Here is a 14,720-nt window from a genome sequence, read left to right as displayed (position 1 = left end):
CGTGATGTCGGGACCGCGGCTTCGCAGCCACCAGGCCGAGACGCTTGCCGTCATGCGCGCCATTGCCGGCGGGGCGCCGGTGCGCGACGTGCTGGCCGCCGTGACGCCGGGCGGCGGCAAGTCGCTGCTGCCGGTGCTGGCTGCACAGGCGCTGATCGAGGCCGGCCTCTGCGAGCGGGTCTGCTGGGTTGTGCCGCGCGACAGCCTGCGCCTGCAGGCGGAGGAGGCATTCTGCGATCCGGCTTGGCGCACCACGCTCGGCCACGCGCTGTCGGTGCGCGCCGCCGAGAATGCGCCCGACCCGTGCCGTGGCCTCGCGGGCTACGTGACGACCTACCAGGGCGTCGCTGCCGCGCCAGACCTGCACCTGGCCGAGTTCCGGCGCCACCGCTACCTGCTCGTGGTGGACGAGGTGCACCACCTGCCGGCGGTCGGCGCGAACGACAACGTTGCCGCACCCGACGACGCTGCGGGCTGGTCGGCAGCGATCGAGCCTCTGCTGTCGCTCGCCGCGGTGCGGCTGCTGCTCTCCGGCACGCTGGAGCGCGCCGACGGCCGCCGCATCCTCGGCCTGCCTTATCGCCGCGCTGCCGGCGGGCGCCAGGAGGTGGACCTCGCCGCCCCGGGGCTCGCGGTGGTCGGCTACAGCCGGGCCCGCGCGCTCGCCGAGCGCGCCGTGCTGCCGGTCTCCTTCGGCGCGCTCGACGGCGAGGCAAGCTGGCTCGGGCCGGAGGGCGAGACGGGCGAGCGGCCGCATCTCGGCCCGCACCGGCTGCGCGCCCTGGCACCGAACGAAGCGACGCGCCCAGCGATCTTCACGGCGCTGCGCACCGGCTTCGCCGAGGATTTGTTGCGGCGCGCCTTCGAGGCGACGCGCCGCACCCGCGCGGAGCGGCGCGGCCGGCTCGGGGTGGCGCCCGACGAGGCGGCACGGGGCTTGGGCAAGCTGCTGGTCGTGGCACCCGACCAGGCGCAGGCGCGGAGGTATCTCGACATGCTGCGCGGCTGGATGCCGCCGGCGCAACGGATGACGGCGGCGCTCGCCGTGTCGGAGGAGCGTGGCGCGCATGAGGCGCTCGCCGCCTTTCGCCTGACGCCGGAGCCTTCGGTGCTGGTGACGGTGGCGATGGCCTATGAGGGGCTCGACGCGCCGGAGGTCGCGGTGGTCGCCGCGCTGACGCATATCCGCTCGCGCCCCTGGCTCGAGCAGATGGTGGCACGGGCGACGCGCGTGGATCCGCGTGCCGGTCCCTACGAGGCGCAGCGCGCGACGGTGTTCCACCCCGACGACCCGCTCTTCGCGCGCTTCCGTTGGCGGATGGAGCGCGAGCAAGGTACCCGCGCGAAGCCGCAGCGGCCACCGAAGCAGCCGCCCCTGCCGCTGCCCGACTGGCTGGAAGACGAGCTGGCCGAGGCTCGCGAGCGGCAGGGCATCGTGCCGCTGGAGAGCAACGCGCTGGCGCTGCGGCTCTCGACGCTGCGGCCGGGGCCGGACCTGGCGGCCGGGCTGGCGGCGGCGCGCGCGCCAGATCCGCAGGGCGAGCTGCTGGAAGCGCCCTCGGCTGCAGAGCGCCGGCTGCGCGCGCGCCTCGGCGAGTTGGTCGCGAGCCAGGCGGTGGAGGACATGGCCGAGGGTATCGCGCACACGCTGGTGCCGACCGGGCGCGGCGACGGGCTCTACCACGCCTATAACGCGGTGCTGAAGCGCGCGACGGTCGGCAAGGGCCGCGCCGAGATGACACTGTCGGAACTGGAGGCGGCGGTCGCCTGGCTCGGCCGCAACCGGCTGCGTGACCACCTGCACCTGCTCGACGGCGACACCCGCTTCGGTTGGCGCGCGCGGCCACGCGGCGAATGGCGCCCGCCGGTCGGGCGGCGCGTGGGTCGGTCGGAACGGCATGGTGCCCGCACCGGCAAGCCTGACCCGAGCGCGAGCTCATAGAAGCTAGTCGATAGCGTCTTCGGCTTTGGCCTGAGCGTTGATGGCGCCCCGCCAAGGGCGGGGCGCCATGCGGCCGGTCAGTCCGGGCGGCGCTTGGGCGTGGGGCGGGACCAGATGAGCTCGAAGTCGCCGCCGTCCACCGAGAAGAGGTTCGCCTGGATCGGCGCCGGCAGCGACGGGTCGTCGAGCTTCACCGAGAGGTAGTTCCGACCCTCGTTCGAGGTCTTCTTCCAGGCCGCCCCGATCTCGGCGCGGCCGGCGAAGACCCGGTAGTCGGGCGCCTTCTCGCTGCTCTTCTCGGTTGGGCGGAACTGGACCTCCGCGTTGAGGATGAGCGTTGAGACCGTGCCCTCGAAGCTGTCGCCGGTGCGGGTGAAGGTGCCGATGGTCGCCATGGGTATCTCCTGCTTCGTCTATCGGGACCGCGCCCATCGCGGCCTCGATGGCGATCGTCCGCCCGGGGCGGGCGACGACGCACCCCGGAGGGGCCGGAGCAGGGCGGAGGACGGCGCGGCGAGACTTTCTTGCCTCGCGAGGAATGCGCGGCACGCGCAGGGGAAGAAAGTCGCAGCGGCGCCGTTGCGGCCAGGAGCCCGAGGCGAAGCCATCCCCGGGCCAGATCAAGCCGTGAGAGGACGCGTGGCGTGGTTCCGCGGAAGAGGCAGGGGGCATGGCGGCCGTTGGTGCCGCGCACGACCTTGCAGACACAGGTGCGGTTTCGACGCTCGCCCTCGATGCGTAGCGATCTGCGCGGCCGGGCGCGCCGTGGGAGGTGCCCGACTACCGGATGTTCGCCGGTCGTCTTCCTCTGTGCCGGGAGCGGGGCGGGGAAGTTGTCCTCGCATGGGCCGGCACCACGGGACCGACTAGCGTATGCGCTGCGGGCGCTTCCAAACATCGGCTTGGGCAGCATACCGGCGACGTCACTGAGCCCCGCACTGCCTTCTGCTGCGCGACTGGTCGGCCGCACGACGTCGCGCGCAGCGCGGCGCCATCGCAACAGCCTGCAGATGGCGCGGCACGCGCCATCGGCTCGCGCCGAACAGCACCGGAACAGGCAGCGCGTCAAAGCCTGCCTTCGTCATCGACCAAGCCAATGGGATGGCAAGGCTGCCCTCGCCATCCCATCGCGAAGGCGGCGTCAGCCGCCGCCGCGGAAATCCATCAGCGGGATGCCGAGGCGCTTCGCCTTGTCGGCGAGGTTGTCGGTGACGCCCGAGCCCGGGAAGACCACGACGCCGATCGGCACCGCGTCCAGCAGCGCGTCGTTGCGCTTGAACGGCGCCGCCTTGGCGTGCCGGTGCCAGTCCGGCTTGTAGACGATCTGCGCGATCTTCCTCTGGTCGGCCCAGAGGGCGGCGATGCGCTCGGCGCCCCGCGGCGTGCCGCCATGCAGCAGCACCATGTCCGGGTGCTTCGCATGCACCCGGTCCAGCGCCGCCCAGATCGCAGCGTGATCATTGCAGTCGGTCCCGCCCGCGAAGGCGATCCGCGCCCCGGTCGGCACCAACGGCTCGATGTCGGCCCGGCGCTTGGCGGCGAGGAAGTCTCGGCTGTCGATCATCGCGGCGGTGAGTGCGCGGCGGTTGACCATCGACCCCGCGCGCGGCCGCCAGGCGGAGCCTGTCTGCGCCTCGTAGAGTTCGGCGGCGACCTCGCGCATGGTTTCGTAGGCGTCCCGCCGCTCGATCAGCGCCGCGCCACCGGCCAGCAGCCGCTCCAGCTCGACGGACCGGACTTCCGAGCCGTCCTGCTCGCGCTGGCAGCGCCGCTGCTCGACCTCGTTGGTGTCGAGCTCGCGACCGATGCGGTCGAGGCCGCGGTGGAAGATGTTGACGAAGCCCCAGAGCAGATCGGCCAGGTCCGGCTCCAGCCGGGTGTCGGCAAGCCCGGCGACGAGGGCCTCGACCGCTTCGGTGAGGGCGCCAGTGATCCGGTCGGGGTCCGGCAGCGGACGGGGATCGGGCTCGTCGGCGGAGGGCCGATAGCCGTGGAGCTGGAGGTCGTCGAGCAGGCGTGCGGTGGCGGAGGCGGCGTGGACGGGTTCGGCGTCGTCGTGGCGGGGCATGGGTGGCTCCTCGTGCTGGCGAAGCCGCGCCCGTCGCGGCCTTCGTGCGATCTCCAGGCCGGGGGCGGGGTGAGCCTGCACCCGGAGGCGCAGCCGGAGGGCCGCAGCGCAGCGGAGGACGGCGGGGCGCGGCTTTCTTGCCTCGCGAGGAAGCGGCCCCCTCTTCGGGGCCGCGGGGAAGAAAGTTGCGCCCCGCCGTTGCCGGCCCTCCCCGGCTCCGGCCCGATCGCCCCTGAGAAGGCCAGGGCGCGCTCCCGCGTGCATGGGGAGCCTCGTGTCAGTGCTGCGGCGCTGGACCCGGCCGTCCGGCGTCAACCTCGGTGCGCGTCGAGGAACCGCGCGACGTCATCGGCGGCGAGCTGACCGCGGAGATCCGCCGCTATCGCTTCCGCTCCCCGTTGGCGGAGGTCGTCGTTGAAGTCGCCGTCACGCGGCGTGAGCACCTGCGCCGCGATGCCAAGCGCGGCCGCCCTCGCCGTCAGGGCAGCCGAGGCCCCTGCCCCAGCCTCGTCGTTGTCGCGGGCGACATAGAGGCGCCGCAGCCCCGCGGGTGGCACGAAGGCGGCCAGGTGGGCCGCCGACAGCGCCGCGGCCGCCGGCATGGTGGGCATGACGGCCCGGACGGACAGCGCCGTCTCGATGCCCTCGGCGATCAGCAGGACGTCGGTGGCGGCGCCGAACCGCACGGCATTGCCGAGCAGGTGCCCGAGCGCCCGACGCGGGCTGGCGACCGGCGCCTTGCCCGTGCCGTCGCGCGCCAGCCAGGTGCGGTGGATGCCGGTGACCGTACCGTCCGCATCGGTGACAGCGGCCAGCAGCGCGGGCCAGGTCTCGCGCGGCGCGTGATCGCCGGCGCGGTAGTGGAGGCGCGGATGGAAGCGCAGCGCGGCGAGATCGCCGAGCGCGGTGATGCCGCGGGACCGGAGGTAGGTCTCGGCGAGGGTGCCGGCGATTGGGTGCCCGGCGCGGAACAGGCGACGGGCTGATTCCGATGACCCGACCGGAGACGGAGGCCGGATCGTCTCGCGCGGCCGGCGCGGCAGGCTCAGGAAGCGCCGCGCCTCGTCGAGCGTGTCGCGAAGGTCGTCGAAGCCGCAGACGCGGCCGATCAGGTCGAGCAGGTCGCCATGCTCGCCGGTGGCGGCATCGGTCCACTTGCCGGCCGCACCGCGGCCGCGCTCCGGCCCGTGCAGCCGCACGAAGAGGCTGCGGCCCCGGGTGTTGTCGGCATCGCCGACGAGCCACCAGCGGCCCTGGCGGCGGCCGTTGGAGAGGTAGTGGCGGCAGACCGCCTCGGCATCGCGCGCGAGGCGGTGTGCCAGATCCGCGGCGCCCGTCATGGCGTCACGCCGCGGCACGGTCGGTCGCCCGGACGACCGGATGGCGGGCGAGGACCCGCGCCAGGATCGCCGGCACCTCCGTCCCCACCGGCACGAAGAGCCGGAGCCGCCAAGCGATGATCTCGGAGATGAGGCCGTCGGCCTTGAGGCGCGCCACCATACCGTCCGTGAAGCCGCTGAGCTCGACGCGGTGGACCCCCATGACGAGCGCGCGCCGGACGGAGAGCCCGTCGGCGAGCTGCAGCAGCGCCCCGCGACCGAGCACCGCTTCCCAGGCGTCCTCGGCCGAGACGGACGGGGCATCGTCCCCGAGCGCCTCCGCGACCCAGGCCGGGGGCACCTGCCGCCCGATCACCCGCTCGCCCTCATCGGTCTGCAGCCGGTAGACGCGGCAGCCATCCTCCGGCAGACGCCGCCAGATCGGCAGCAGGAGGCCGGTGACGATCCAGAAGCGGCTCTCGACGAGTTCGGGCAGCGCGGCCACCTCGGCGTTCCACGCCTCCGCGAACGCGGCGCCGCCGGCTTCGTCCCAATGCGAGGCGAGGAACGCCGCCTCGGGCAGAGTCCGGCGCTCGGTCGGGCGGACCAGGCGCACGCGGCGCTCGACGGCGCCGTCGTCCAGCGTGACGCTCGCGGCGCGCAGCTGGACGGCGGCGTGGCCGGAGCGGGAGTTGAGGAGCCGCCGCCCCGGCGCGCCACTAGCGAGGGCGAGTGCTTCCGCCAAGCTGAGCGCGTCGGTGCGATCGAGGCGGCGGATCTCCAGCGCCACCGTCTCGGCGCCGGTGCCCGGATGCGTGTAGACGGTGCGGCGGTCGACGACCGTGAGCGATTCCGCCCGCAGCGTCTCCAGCCCGACATCGAAGGTCCCGGCCTGGACAGCGGCCTCGACGCGGGCGCCCAACAGCCCGTCGAACACCTCGAAGAGGGTGTTCTGCAGGCCGATCGGCAACGCCAGGACGCGGTTGAGGAACTGCGTGATCGGCGGCAGTTCCTCCTTCACCGCGCCGTCGCGGGTCAGGAGCGACAGGCCGGTCGCCTCCTCGAAGCGCCGGAGCGAACAGCCCTCGACCCGGCCGGCAATGAGCAGCGTGTAGAACTGCCGGAGTGCCGCGCGGGCGTAGTCGCTTTCGAGGTTGTCGGACGCGCGGAACAGGCCCTGGCCGCCGGTCTGGCGCTGGCCCCGGGTGATCGCGCCCAGCGTGTCGAGCCGGCGCGCGATGGTCGACAGGAAGCGCTTCTCGCCGCGCACGTCGGTGGCGATCGGCCGGAACAGTGGCGGCTGCGCCTGGTGGGTGCGGTTGGTGCGCCCGAGGCCCTGGATGGCAGCGTCGGCCTTCCAGCCGGCCTCGAGCAGGTAGTGCACGCGGAGCCGCCGGTTCCGCGCGCCGAGATCGGCGTGGTAGCTCCGCCCGGTGCCGCCGGCGTCCGAGAAGACGAGGATGCGCTTCTCGTCGTCCTGGAAGGAGGTGGCCTCGGCGAGGTTGGCGCCGGCGGACCGACCCTCGACGACGAGCCGCTCGACACCATCCTCGCCGCGCTTGCGCACAATGCGCCGCGAGCGGCCGGTGACCTCGGCGACGACATCGGTGCCGAAGCGCTGCACGATCTGGTCGAGCGCGCCCCCGACCGGCGGCAGGCTGGCGAGCCGCTCGATCAGCGCGTCGCGGCGCTCCACCGCCTCGCGGCAGAGCACGGGCTGGCCGTCCGCGAAGACCGCCCGGGAGCAGAGATTGCCCGCGCTGTCGGTGAAGGGCTCGTACAGCCCCACCGGGAAGGCGTGGGCGAGGTAGTCGAGCACATACTCCCGCGGCGTGATGTCGACCTGAACGTCCGACCATTCCTCGGCCGGGAGCGCGGCGATGCGCCGCTCCATCAGCGCCTCACCCGTCGAGACGATCTGGACGACGGGGGCGTGGCCGGCCGCGAGGTCCTCGTCGATCCTGGCGATCAGGGTCGGCGTCTTCATCGAGGTCAGCAGGTGCCCGAAAAAGCGCTGCTTCGAGCTCTCGAAGGCCGAGCGCGCCGCCGACTTCGCCTGCGCATTGAGCGTCGTCGAGCCCCGCTCAGACGTCGAGGTCACGCCCGCGGCTTCGAGGGCGGCGTCGAGGTTCTGGTGGATGATCTGGAAAGCACCGGCATAGGCGTCGTAGATGCGCGTCTGCTCCGGCGTCAGCGCGTGCTCGACGATCTCGTATTCGACGCCGTCGTAGGAGAGCGAGCGGGCGGTGTAGAGGCCGAGGGCGCGCAGGTCGCGGGCCAGCACCTCCATCGCGGCCACGCCGCCGGTCTCGATGGCGGCCACGAACTCGGCCCGCGTCGCGAAGGGGAAGTCCTCGCCGCCCCACAGGCCGAGGCGCTGGGCGTAGGCGAGGTTCTGCACGGTGGTGGCGCCGGTCGCAGAGACGTAGAGCACGCGCGCATCCGGCAGCGCGTGCTGGAGGCGAAGCCCGGCGCGACCCTGCTGCGAGGGTGCGGCATCGCCCCGTTCGCCGGTGGAGCCGCCGGCGTTCTGCATGGCATGGCTCTCGTCGAAGACGATCACGCCGTCGAAGCCGGCGCCGAGCCAATCAACGAGCTGCTGGACCCGCGAGGCCCGCTCCTCGCGGGCATCGGAGCGCAGCGTGGCGTAGGTGGCGAACAGCACGCCCTCCTCCAGCCGGATGGGCGTGCCCTGCCGGAAGCGCGAGAGGGGCTGGATCAGCAGCCGCTCCTGGCCGAGCGCCGACCAGTCGCGCCGCGCGTCCTCGATCAGCGTGTCCGACTTCGACACCCAGAGCGCGCGGCGACGGCCTTTGAGCCAATTGTCGAGGATGACGGCGGCGACTTGCCGGCCCTTGCCCGCGCCCGTTCCGTCGCCGAGCATGAACCCGCGCCGGAAGCGGACCGCGTCCTCGGCGTCGTCCGGTGCGGCGCCGACGACGTCAAAGGTGTCGTCCACGGTCCAGGCGCCGGCGAGCTGTGCAGCATGCGCCTCGCCGGCGAGGATTACGGTCTCGAGCTGCGCGTCGGAGAGGAGGCCTGCCTCGACTAGGCCCGCCGGCAGGTGAGGCCGGTAGGTCGGCCGCGGCGGCCGCACGCTCGCCATCGCCGCCGACTGGACGAGCGGCGTCGGATGCGGGCGTGCGCCGGGGACGCGGATCGCCGCGAGCGTGAACGGCTCGTAGAGCGCGTCGCTCAGGCGTGCCGGGGCGGTGTTCTCGGACTCGATCAGGAGGTAGGTGAGCTCGATGGCATCCGCCGCCACCGGCGCCAGTGGGCGAGGCACAGCCGCGGTCACCAGACGTCGGGGCGCCGCGGCAGTCCACACAGCCGGCCCTCGGGGCGCCCGGCGCGCCGTGCACACGGCCCGCGGCGGAACGTGCCGCTCGACGAGCGCGAGCAGCGTCGCGGCATCGCCAACCATCGGGTGCGAGGCCGGCACTGAGGCCGGAGCGTCCGCCGGAAGGCGGTCGATGACCGTCAGCCGCGTCTCGACCGTTGTGCCATGCTTCGCGTAAACACGGCCGTCGATCGGCGCGCTGAACACCACGCGCCCGCGCTCCCCCAGCCGCGCGAAGGCCGACGCCCAGGCCGGGTTGTCGGGCGAGAAGGACGCGCCGGTGATCGCGACCAGCCTGCCGCCATCGGCGAGCCGTGCCAGCGCCGACGCCATGTGCCGATAGGCGGCGTCGGCGACACGCCCGTCCACATGCGCCCCAACCGAGAAGGGTGGGTTCATCAGCACGACGGTCGGCCGCAAGCCTGCGTCAAGATGGTCGTGGATGCGCGCGGCGTCGAAGGTCGTGACAGGAGTGACCGCGAAGAGGAGACGAAGCAGCCCGGCGCGGGTGTCGGCGAGCTCGTTGAGCACGAGGTCGGCGCCGGCCATCTCGGCGAAGATCGCGAGCAGCCCCGTGCCGGCTGACGGCTCGAGCACGAGGTCGTTGGGCCTGATGGCAGCGGCCTGCGTGGCGACGAGGGCGAGCGGCAGCGGCGTGGAGAACTGCTGCAGCGCTTGGCCCTCCTCGGACCGGCGCGTGTGCGTCGGCAGTAGCGCCGCCACCTTGGTCAGCGCGGCGAGGCGGGCCGCGACGGGTCTAGCGGCGAGCGCCGCCCCGAAGCGGCGGAGGAACAGGAGCTGCGCCGCCTCGCACGCCTCGTAGGCGTCCTTCCAGCCCCAGGCGCCCTCCGCGTCGGAGCCGCCCGTCGCAGCGGTCATCGCGTCGCGGAGCGCGCGCGCGTCGACGGGCTGCCCGCCGACGAGAGTGGGCAGCAGCCTCTGCGCGGCAGCGAGCAGGGCTTCGGGCGAGACAGCACAGGCGGTGGACGGCGACCGCGCGAACGCGGCCTCGAGGGATGGATGGGGCACGAGGAGGAACTCCGGGAGCGGAACGGGGATGTCCGGGCGGCTTCCGCTCTCTCGAACCGACGCCGAACACCCACTTCCGGCCGCTCTCTCCCTCTCGATCCTTACCCAACGAAGAAGGGGCCCGACACGGACGCGCCGGACCCCTGCCCTTCACTTCACGCGATAGATTCGAGCCGATAATTGCGTTGGTGCAGGTTGCTGATGCGGTAGAGACCGCCGCCACCGGCAGGCCGGAACCGCACCGCGCGCGGCCGTCCCGGCTCGATCACCACCTCCAGCTGTGCGTGCGCCGAGCCGTCGGTGAAGGCGATCGGCTCGTCGAAGACGATTATCGCGCCGTTGCGCAGGCGCGGGCGGTCTGACCGCGCAGCGATCGCGGCGCGGCAACGCGCGCGCCAGGCGAGCGCATGGTCCGCGTCGGTCGGCGTGAGCAGGTCGAGGATCGCCGCCGGGCACTCGGCCTCGCACGGTCCCATGTGCTCGGTCATGTCCTTGTAGCCGAAGACGTCTCCGTTCGCGTCGCGCGGGTTGTAGCGGACGAGGCAGACGACCGCGAACACCGCGCGTGGCATGTCTGGACCGATCTGCTCGACCGCGGCGTAGTAGGTGCGCATCCGGACAAGCGCCGAGCGCAGCACGGTCGAGCGGACCGTCCCGCACCTGTAGCTGAACTGATCGTCGAGATAGGCGCGTGGGCCGCGGAAGCGGCCGAGCGAAGACATGAAGAGCCAGCCCATGATGGACCTCCTGAAACGACGAAGCCCGGCGCGACGGCCGGGCTTCGGGTGGATGGACGGTGGGAGCGAGTGTCAGCGGTGCGACGGACCGATCCCCGCAGGCTTCACTCGGCGGCGATCGGGAGTGTCTTGGCCGCGGCGTCGCCGGCGCTCTCGCCCTCCTCGGCGAGGAAGGCCGGCAGCGCCTCGGGCTCGATCGCCGCGCCTTCGTCGCGTGAGCCGGCGAGGCGCAGCGGCTCGGGGGTCCAGCCGGTGTCGGCGAGCAGGCGCTCGGCTTCCACCGCCATGTCGGCCTTCTTGAGGTGGGCGATCAGCCCCGCCGCGGCCTCGCCCTTACCCTCGCGCACTGCATCGAGAATCCGCGCCTTGGTGACCCGGCCGAGATAGTTGGCCACTGTCGGCCGCCAGCCCGCCTCCACCATGTCGAGCCCGACCGCCTCGGCGATCCGGTCGGCATGCGCAATCGCCTTCGGCCGGCGGTTGTAGGCCTCGTGCACCGCGTTCACCGTCAGCCCGACGAGGTGCGCGAACAGCGCCTCGCGGCTGTCGGCGTCGAAGCCGGCGAGGACCGCCCAGAGCTCGCCGGGCTCCGCCGGCAGCTGTGCCTGCCAGCGCGCGTGGCGGGCTTCGATCGAGCGTGCTGAGGCTGTGTCGGCCAGGCCCGGGGCCTGGGCCGAGAAGAGCGCGCTCTTCGGCTCGATCTCCAGGCAGGAATCGAGGCCGTAGCGGTAGAACAGCCGCAGGCAGAGCGCGTGGGTCGCGGCGAGCAGCGCGACCTGTGGATCACCGGCGACCGCGTCACGCAGCGCGAGCGTGCGGTGCGCGGTGAGTTCGGTCAGAAGCCGGTCAGGCAGTGGCCGGATGCCCTCGTCCTCCTCAGATGGCTCGGCGGTGCCTCCACCGTCAGGCTCGCCCAGGGCCCTGCCGCTCCCCTCAATGTCCGAACCGGCAACGGACCGCTCACCCGCTCCCGCCGCATCGTCGCCAGATGCGGCGACCGGCGCCTCGTCCTCCGGACGGACGTAGCCGCGCTCGACGCGCAGGGCGCCCGAGCCATCGATGCTGACGAAGGCGCCGGCGCGGGCGATCTCCGCCGGTTCGTAGGCGACCGGCCGATCATTGAGGGCGGCGAGCACCTCCTCGATCTCGGCCAGCCGCGCGTCGGTCTCCTCGGGCACCTCGTCGGCTTCGGCACAGGCCCGCTCCAGCTCGTCGTATTCGGCCTGGAGCGCCGCACGCCGCGCCGCTTCCTCCTCGCTCAGCGGCTCGGCCGTGCCGGCCAGGCGGCGCAGGCCGTAGGTGTGGCCATACGGGAAGTCCGGCGCCGCCTCGACCCAACGCCAGCCCTCCGCCCGGATCGCCTCCGCCTCGCGCGTCAGTCGCTCATGCACGAGCCGGTCGAGCAGCACGGGATCCTGCCACCAGCCGCCATCGTCGGCCGCGAAGAGGTCGCGCAGGATGATCCCGCCCGCTGCCTCGTAGGCCGCGGCGCCGACGAAGCGCGCCCGGCGGTCGGAGGCGCGGACGGCGCTCTCTGTCAGCAGGCGGCGGATTTGGTAGGGCTCGCGGATCGGCGAGCGCTGAAGTGCGTCCCACACCGCCTCCTGCCTGGCGTGGTCGGGGCTGACGGTGAAGGCCATCAGCTGATCGAGCGTCATGCCGTCCTCGGCGTAGACGTCGAGCAGCCGCGGCGAGACGGCGGCCAGCCGCAGCCGTTGCTTCACGACGGCGCCCGACACGAAGAAGGCCGCGGCGATCTCCTCCTCGCCCCTGCCCTTCTCGCGCAGGGCCTGGAAGGCGCGGAACTGGTCGAGCGGGTGCAGCGGCGCGCGCTGCACGTTCTCGGCCAGGCTGTCCTCCTCGGCGAGGCCTTCGGTTCGGATGACGCAGGGGATCAGCGCGGTACGGGCGAGGCGCTTCTGCTTCACTAGGAGCTCCAGCGCGCGGTAGCGCCGCCCGCCCGACGGGACGTCGAACATCCCGGTCTCCACCCCGTCCGCGTCGAGCACAGGGCGAACGGTGAGGCTCTGGAGCAGGGTGCGGCGGGCAATGTCCTCGGCCAGCTCCTCGATGGCGATGCCGGCCTTGATGCGGCGGACGTTGGCCTGGCTGAGCACGAGGCGGTTGAACGGGATGTCGCGCGAGGCGGACAGCGCGATCTTCGGCGTGGACTTCGACATGGGGCTCTCCATGACGGGCCGGCCGGGAGCCTCTCTCCCGACCCTCCACCCGTCACGAAATCCCTCTCGGTTCTCTATCTCTGATCCCGACCGACGACGCGGCGCTTCCGCGCATAGGTCAGCAGACCGGGAGAACCATGACCCTTCCGGGCTTCCCTTCGCATAGCGTGCAACGTCGATCACGCGCCACCCATCGGCGTGCTGTGCGGCGAGCCAAGCGCGGCAGGCCTTGGCGTCGGTCGGCTCCAGCTTCAGGCCGGACCAGTCATCGCCCACCAGACCCGTCGCCCAGGATGCCGGTGCCACGACCGTGTCGATCTCCCATGTCGCGCCGCTGGCGCCGCATACGGTGCGGCTTCGAGCGTCGCCGGTCACGCCACCGCCTCCGTCGTCGCAGGGACCTGCGCTGTGGATGCTTCATCGGGCGCGAAGGCGAGCAGGAAGTCCGCCGCCTTCGACGCGGCGCTCGCCGCGCGGACGATTGCGCGATTGTCCTCGCGCAGCACCTCCAGCCAGGAACCGATGTAGTCCGCGTGGCGCACCGTCGGCACGATGCCGAGCGCGGCGCAGGTGAAGGCCGCCGTCATCTCGGCGACCAACTCCTCCTGCGCGTACCTTCTCGAGCCGAAGCTGTTGGCGATCTCGCGACCGAGGCGCGACGCGTGCCCTGTCCAGTGACCGAGCTCGTGCAGCGCCGTGCGGTTCCAGTCGATCGGCTGGAAATAGACCTGCGGCGGCGGGACGCGGATGACGTCACCGAGGGGGTCGTAGTAGGCGCGTTCCCCACCGATGCGGAGGTCGGCGCTGGAGGTTGCGATCAGTTCCTGGACGCGCGACTCGATGAGCGAGGTGTCCGCGGGCGGCGCCACCCCGGCGAGTTCGGGCGGCAGGCCGTCGCACTGCTCGACGTTGAAGACGGTAAAGCGCTTGAGGAAGTGGATCGCGCGGGCGTCCACCCCCGTCTCCTACGCGCGCTGCCGCTCCTCGCCAGGAATGAAGCGGTCGGCATAGACGACGGTGGTGCCGCTCTCGCCCTTGCGCACGCTGCCGCCCAGCGCGAGCGCCTGGCGGAAGGTGAGCCAGCTCTGGCCGGCGTAGCCGCGCTCGACGACGGCGCCCCAGAGGATGAGCACGTTGATGCCCGAGTAGCGCCGGCCGGTCGCGGCGTTCTTCGGCAGGGCGAGCGGTGCGGCCACACCTGAGTTTCCCCAGGGCTGGACCCACGGCAGGCGCCCGGCCTCGAGATCGGCGATGATCCTAGCGGTGATCTCGTCGTAGAGGTTCGCGCTAGGCTGGGCGCGCGCTGTGGCGGCGGACACAACGGATGGCTTCGTCGTCGTGCGCGACACCGGCCCGCTGCCGGATCGTCTGATCGGCGCCTAGTCGCGGCAGGACGGCTTCGCCGAAGGCGCGCTGCTCGTCGTGCGAGAGCGTCACGCCTTGCCATGCCTCGACGGCCTCGAGCGCCAGGCGTGCATCGTCGAGTACGGCGTGAGGGATCTAGGGCCACGACCTTGGCCACGGTGGTCAAGGCGCTCATGGTCCACGGCGCGGCGGACGGCTCCGGTCGCCGTTAGATCCGGCGTTCATTGGCGGCTGCGGCCACGCCCTGACGCTCCTCGCGCAGCGGCCGCATGGGCCGGGGGGGCCCGCCGCGTTGTCGGTCCGCTTTGCGTTTCGGGGATCGACGCGGCGCCGGCGCCGCACTATCTAACGCCTATGCGTGGTCTTCTGCGCACGGTGCTGTTCGCCCTGATCCTGGCCTTCGCGGCCGGGACGGTGCTGCACGCCGCCCGCGCGGCGGCCATGGACCTCGCAATGGCGGCGGCCCCATCCGCCGACACGCGGATGCCCGGCTGCGACGGGTGCGATGACGGCGACGACGACCCGGGCTCCGCCATGGCCTCCTGCGCGGCGCTCTGCGCTGTGCCTCCGATGGCACCGCCCGCCGGTCCGCATTCGGAGTTCCTCGCGCCGTCCCTGGCCGAGCCCACCCCGGGCGCGCCCGCCCCGGCCGGGCTGACCGGTCCGCCCGACCTCCATCCTCCCAGAGCCATCGTCCTGAGCTGAGGGACCGCGCCGCTCGTCGGCGCCGGGCCCCATCG

At 72.8% G+C, this 14,720-nt stretch carries 10 protein-coding genes; 2 read left to right on the top strand and 8 right to left on the bottom strand.

Annotated elements, in window-relative coordinates; genetic code table 11:
* Nucleotides 1-4 precede the first annotated feature (4 nt).
* Nucleotides 5-1,942 carry a DEAD/DEAH box helicase gene (locus tag LHA35_RS15390; RefSeq protein WP_226609420.1) on the top strand — a complete coding sequence of 646 codons (1,938 nt, stop codon included), beginning with the start codon at nucleotides 5-7 and terminating at the stop codon, nucleotides 1,940-1,942.
* A gap of 77 nt (nucleotides 1,943-2,019) precedes the next feature.
* On the opposite strand, the gene LHA35_RS15385 is transcribed toward LHA35_RS15390, so the two are convergent.
* The 8 genes from LHA35_RS15385 to LHA35_RS29175 form a co-directional block, all read right to left on the bottom strand.
* Nucleotides 2,020-2,337, bottom strand: a complete 318-nt coding sequence (locus LHA35_RS15385; protein ID WP_226609417.1) for a DUF736 domain-containing protein — start codon at nucleotides 2,335-2,337, stop codon at nucleotides 2,020-2,022.
* 746 nt (nucleotides 2,338-3,083) lie between these two features.
* Nucleotides 3,084-4,010: a DUF2493 domain-containing protein gene (locus LHA35_RS15380; protein ID WP_226609415.1), complete on the bottom strand. Its 927-nt coding sequence runs from the start codon at nucleotides 4,008-4,010 to the stop codon at nucleotides 3,084-3,086.
* A gap of 311 nt (nucleotides 4,011-4,321) precedes the next feature.
* The gene (locus tag LHA35_RS15375; protein WP_226609481.1) at nucleotides 4,322-5,350 is read right to left on the bottom strand and encodes a DUF7146 domain-containing protein; all 1,029 of its coding nucleotides are present in this window, start codon (nucleotides 5,348-5,350) and stop codon (nucleotides 4,322-4,324) included.
* 4 nt (nucleotides 5,351-5,354) lie between these two features.
* Nucleotides 5,355-9,698, bottom strand: a complete 4,344-nt coding sequence (locus LHA35_RS15370) for a strawberry notch-like NTP hydrolase domain-containing protein (protein WP_226609413.1) — start codon at nucleotides 9,696-9,698, stop codon at nucleotides 5,355-5,357.
* A gap of 155 nt (nucleotides 9,699-9,853) precedes the next feature.
* Complete coding sequence (locus LHA35_RS15365) at nucleotides 9,854-10,435, bottom strand: DUF6927 domain-containing protein (RefSeq protein WP_226609410.1); 582 nt, start codon at nucleotides 10,433-10,435, stop codon at nucleotides 9,854-9,856.
* A 104-nt stretch (nucleotides 10,436-10,539) separates the two neighbouring features.
* Nucleotides 10,540-12,615 (bottom strand): ParB/RepB/Spo0J family partition protein, encoded by a 2,076-nt coding sequence (locus LHA35_RS15360; protein ID WP_226609479.1) that lies wholly within the window; start codon nucleotides 12,613-12,615, stop codon nucleotides 10,540-10,542.
* A gap of 371 nt (nucleotides 12,616-12,986) precedes the next feature.
* Entirely contained in the window at nucleotides 12,987-13,571 is a 585-nt protein-coding gene (locus LHA35_RS29180; protein WP_456316081.1) for an ArdC family protein, read from the bottom strand.
* Between the two features lie 9 nt (nucleotides 13,572-13,580).
* Nucleotides 13,581-13,934 carry an ArdC-like ssDNA-binding domain-containing protein gene (locus LHA35_RS29175; protein ID WP_456316083.1) on the bottom strand — a complete coding sequence of 118 codons (354 nt, stop codon included), beginning with the start codon at nucleotides 13,932-13,934 and terminating at the stop codon, nucleotides 13,581-13,583.
* A 400-nt stretch (nucleotides 13,935-14,334) separates the two neighbouring features.
* Between LHA35_RS29175 and LHA35_RS15350 the strand changes: the two genes are divergently transcribed.
* Nucleotides 14,335-14,685, top strand: a complete 351-nt coding sequence (locus LHA35_RS15350) for a hypothetical protein (RefSeq protein WP_226609407.1) — start codon at nucleotides 14,335-14,337, stop codon at nucleotides 14,683-14,685.
* The last annotated feature ends 35 nt before the right edge of the window (nucleotides 14,686-14,720 follow it).

It is taken from the genome of Roseicella aerolata, assembly GCF_020523605.1.
GTDB lineage: Bacteria > Pseudomonadota > Alphaproteobacteria > Acetobacterales > Acetobacteraceae > Paracraurococcus > Paracraurococcus aerolatus.
This window is presented reverse-complemented; position numbering and strand designations above follow the sequence as displayed.

Bases quoted from the DNA above. Each gene is read 5' to 3' on its own strand.
- LHA35_RS15375 (WP_226609481.1), bottom strand. From the start codon at position 5,350: ATGACGGGCGCCGCGGATCTGGCACACCGCCTCGCGCGCGATGCCGAG.
- LHA35_RS15385 (WP_226609417.1), bottom strand. From the start codon at position 2,337: ATGGCGACCATCGGCACCTTCACCCGCACCGGCGACAGCTTCGAGGGC.
- LHA35_RS15360 (WP_226609479.1), bottom strand. From the start codon at position 12,615: ATGTCGAAGTCCACGCCGAAGATCGCGCTGTCCGCCTCGCGCGACATC.
- LHA35_RS15350 (WP_226609407.1), top strand. From the start codon at position 14,335: ATGCGTGGTCTTCTGCGCACGGTGCTGTTCGCCCTGATCCTGGCCTTC.
- LHA35_RS15365 (WP_226609410.1), bottom strand. From the start codon at position 10,435: ATGGGCTGGCTCTTCATGTCTTCGCTCGGCCGCTTCCGCGGCCCACGC.
- LHA35_RS15380 (WP_226609415.1), bottom strand. From the start codon at position 4,010: ATGCCCCGCCACGACGACGCCGAACCCGTCCACGCCGCCTCCGCCACC.
- LHA35_RS15390 (WP_226609420.1), top strand. From the start codon at position 5: ATGTCGGGACCGCGGCTTCGCAGCCACCAGGCCGAGACGCTTGCCGTC.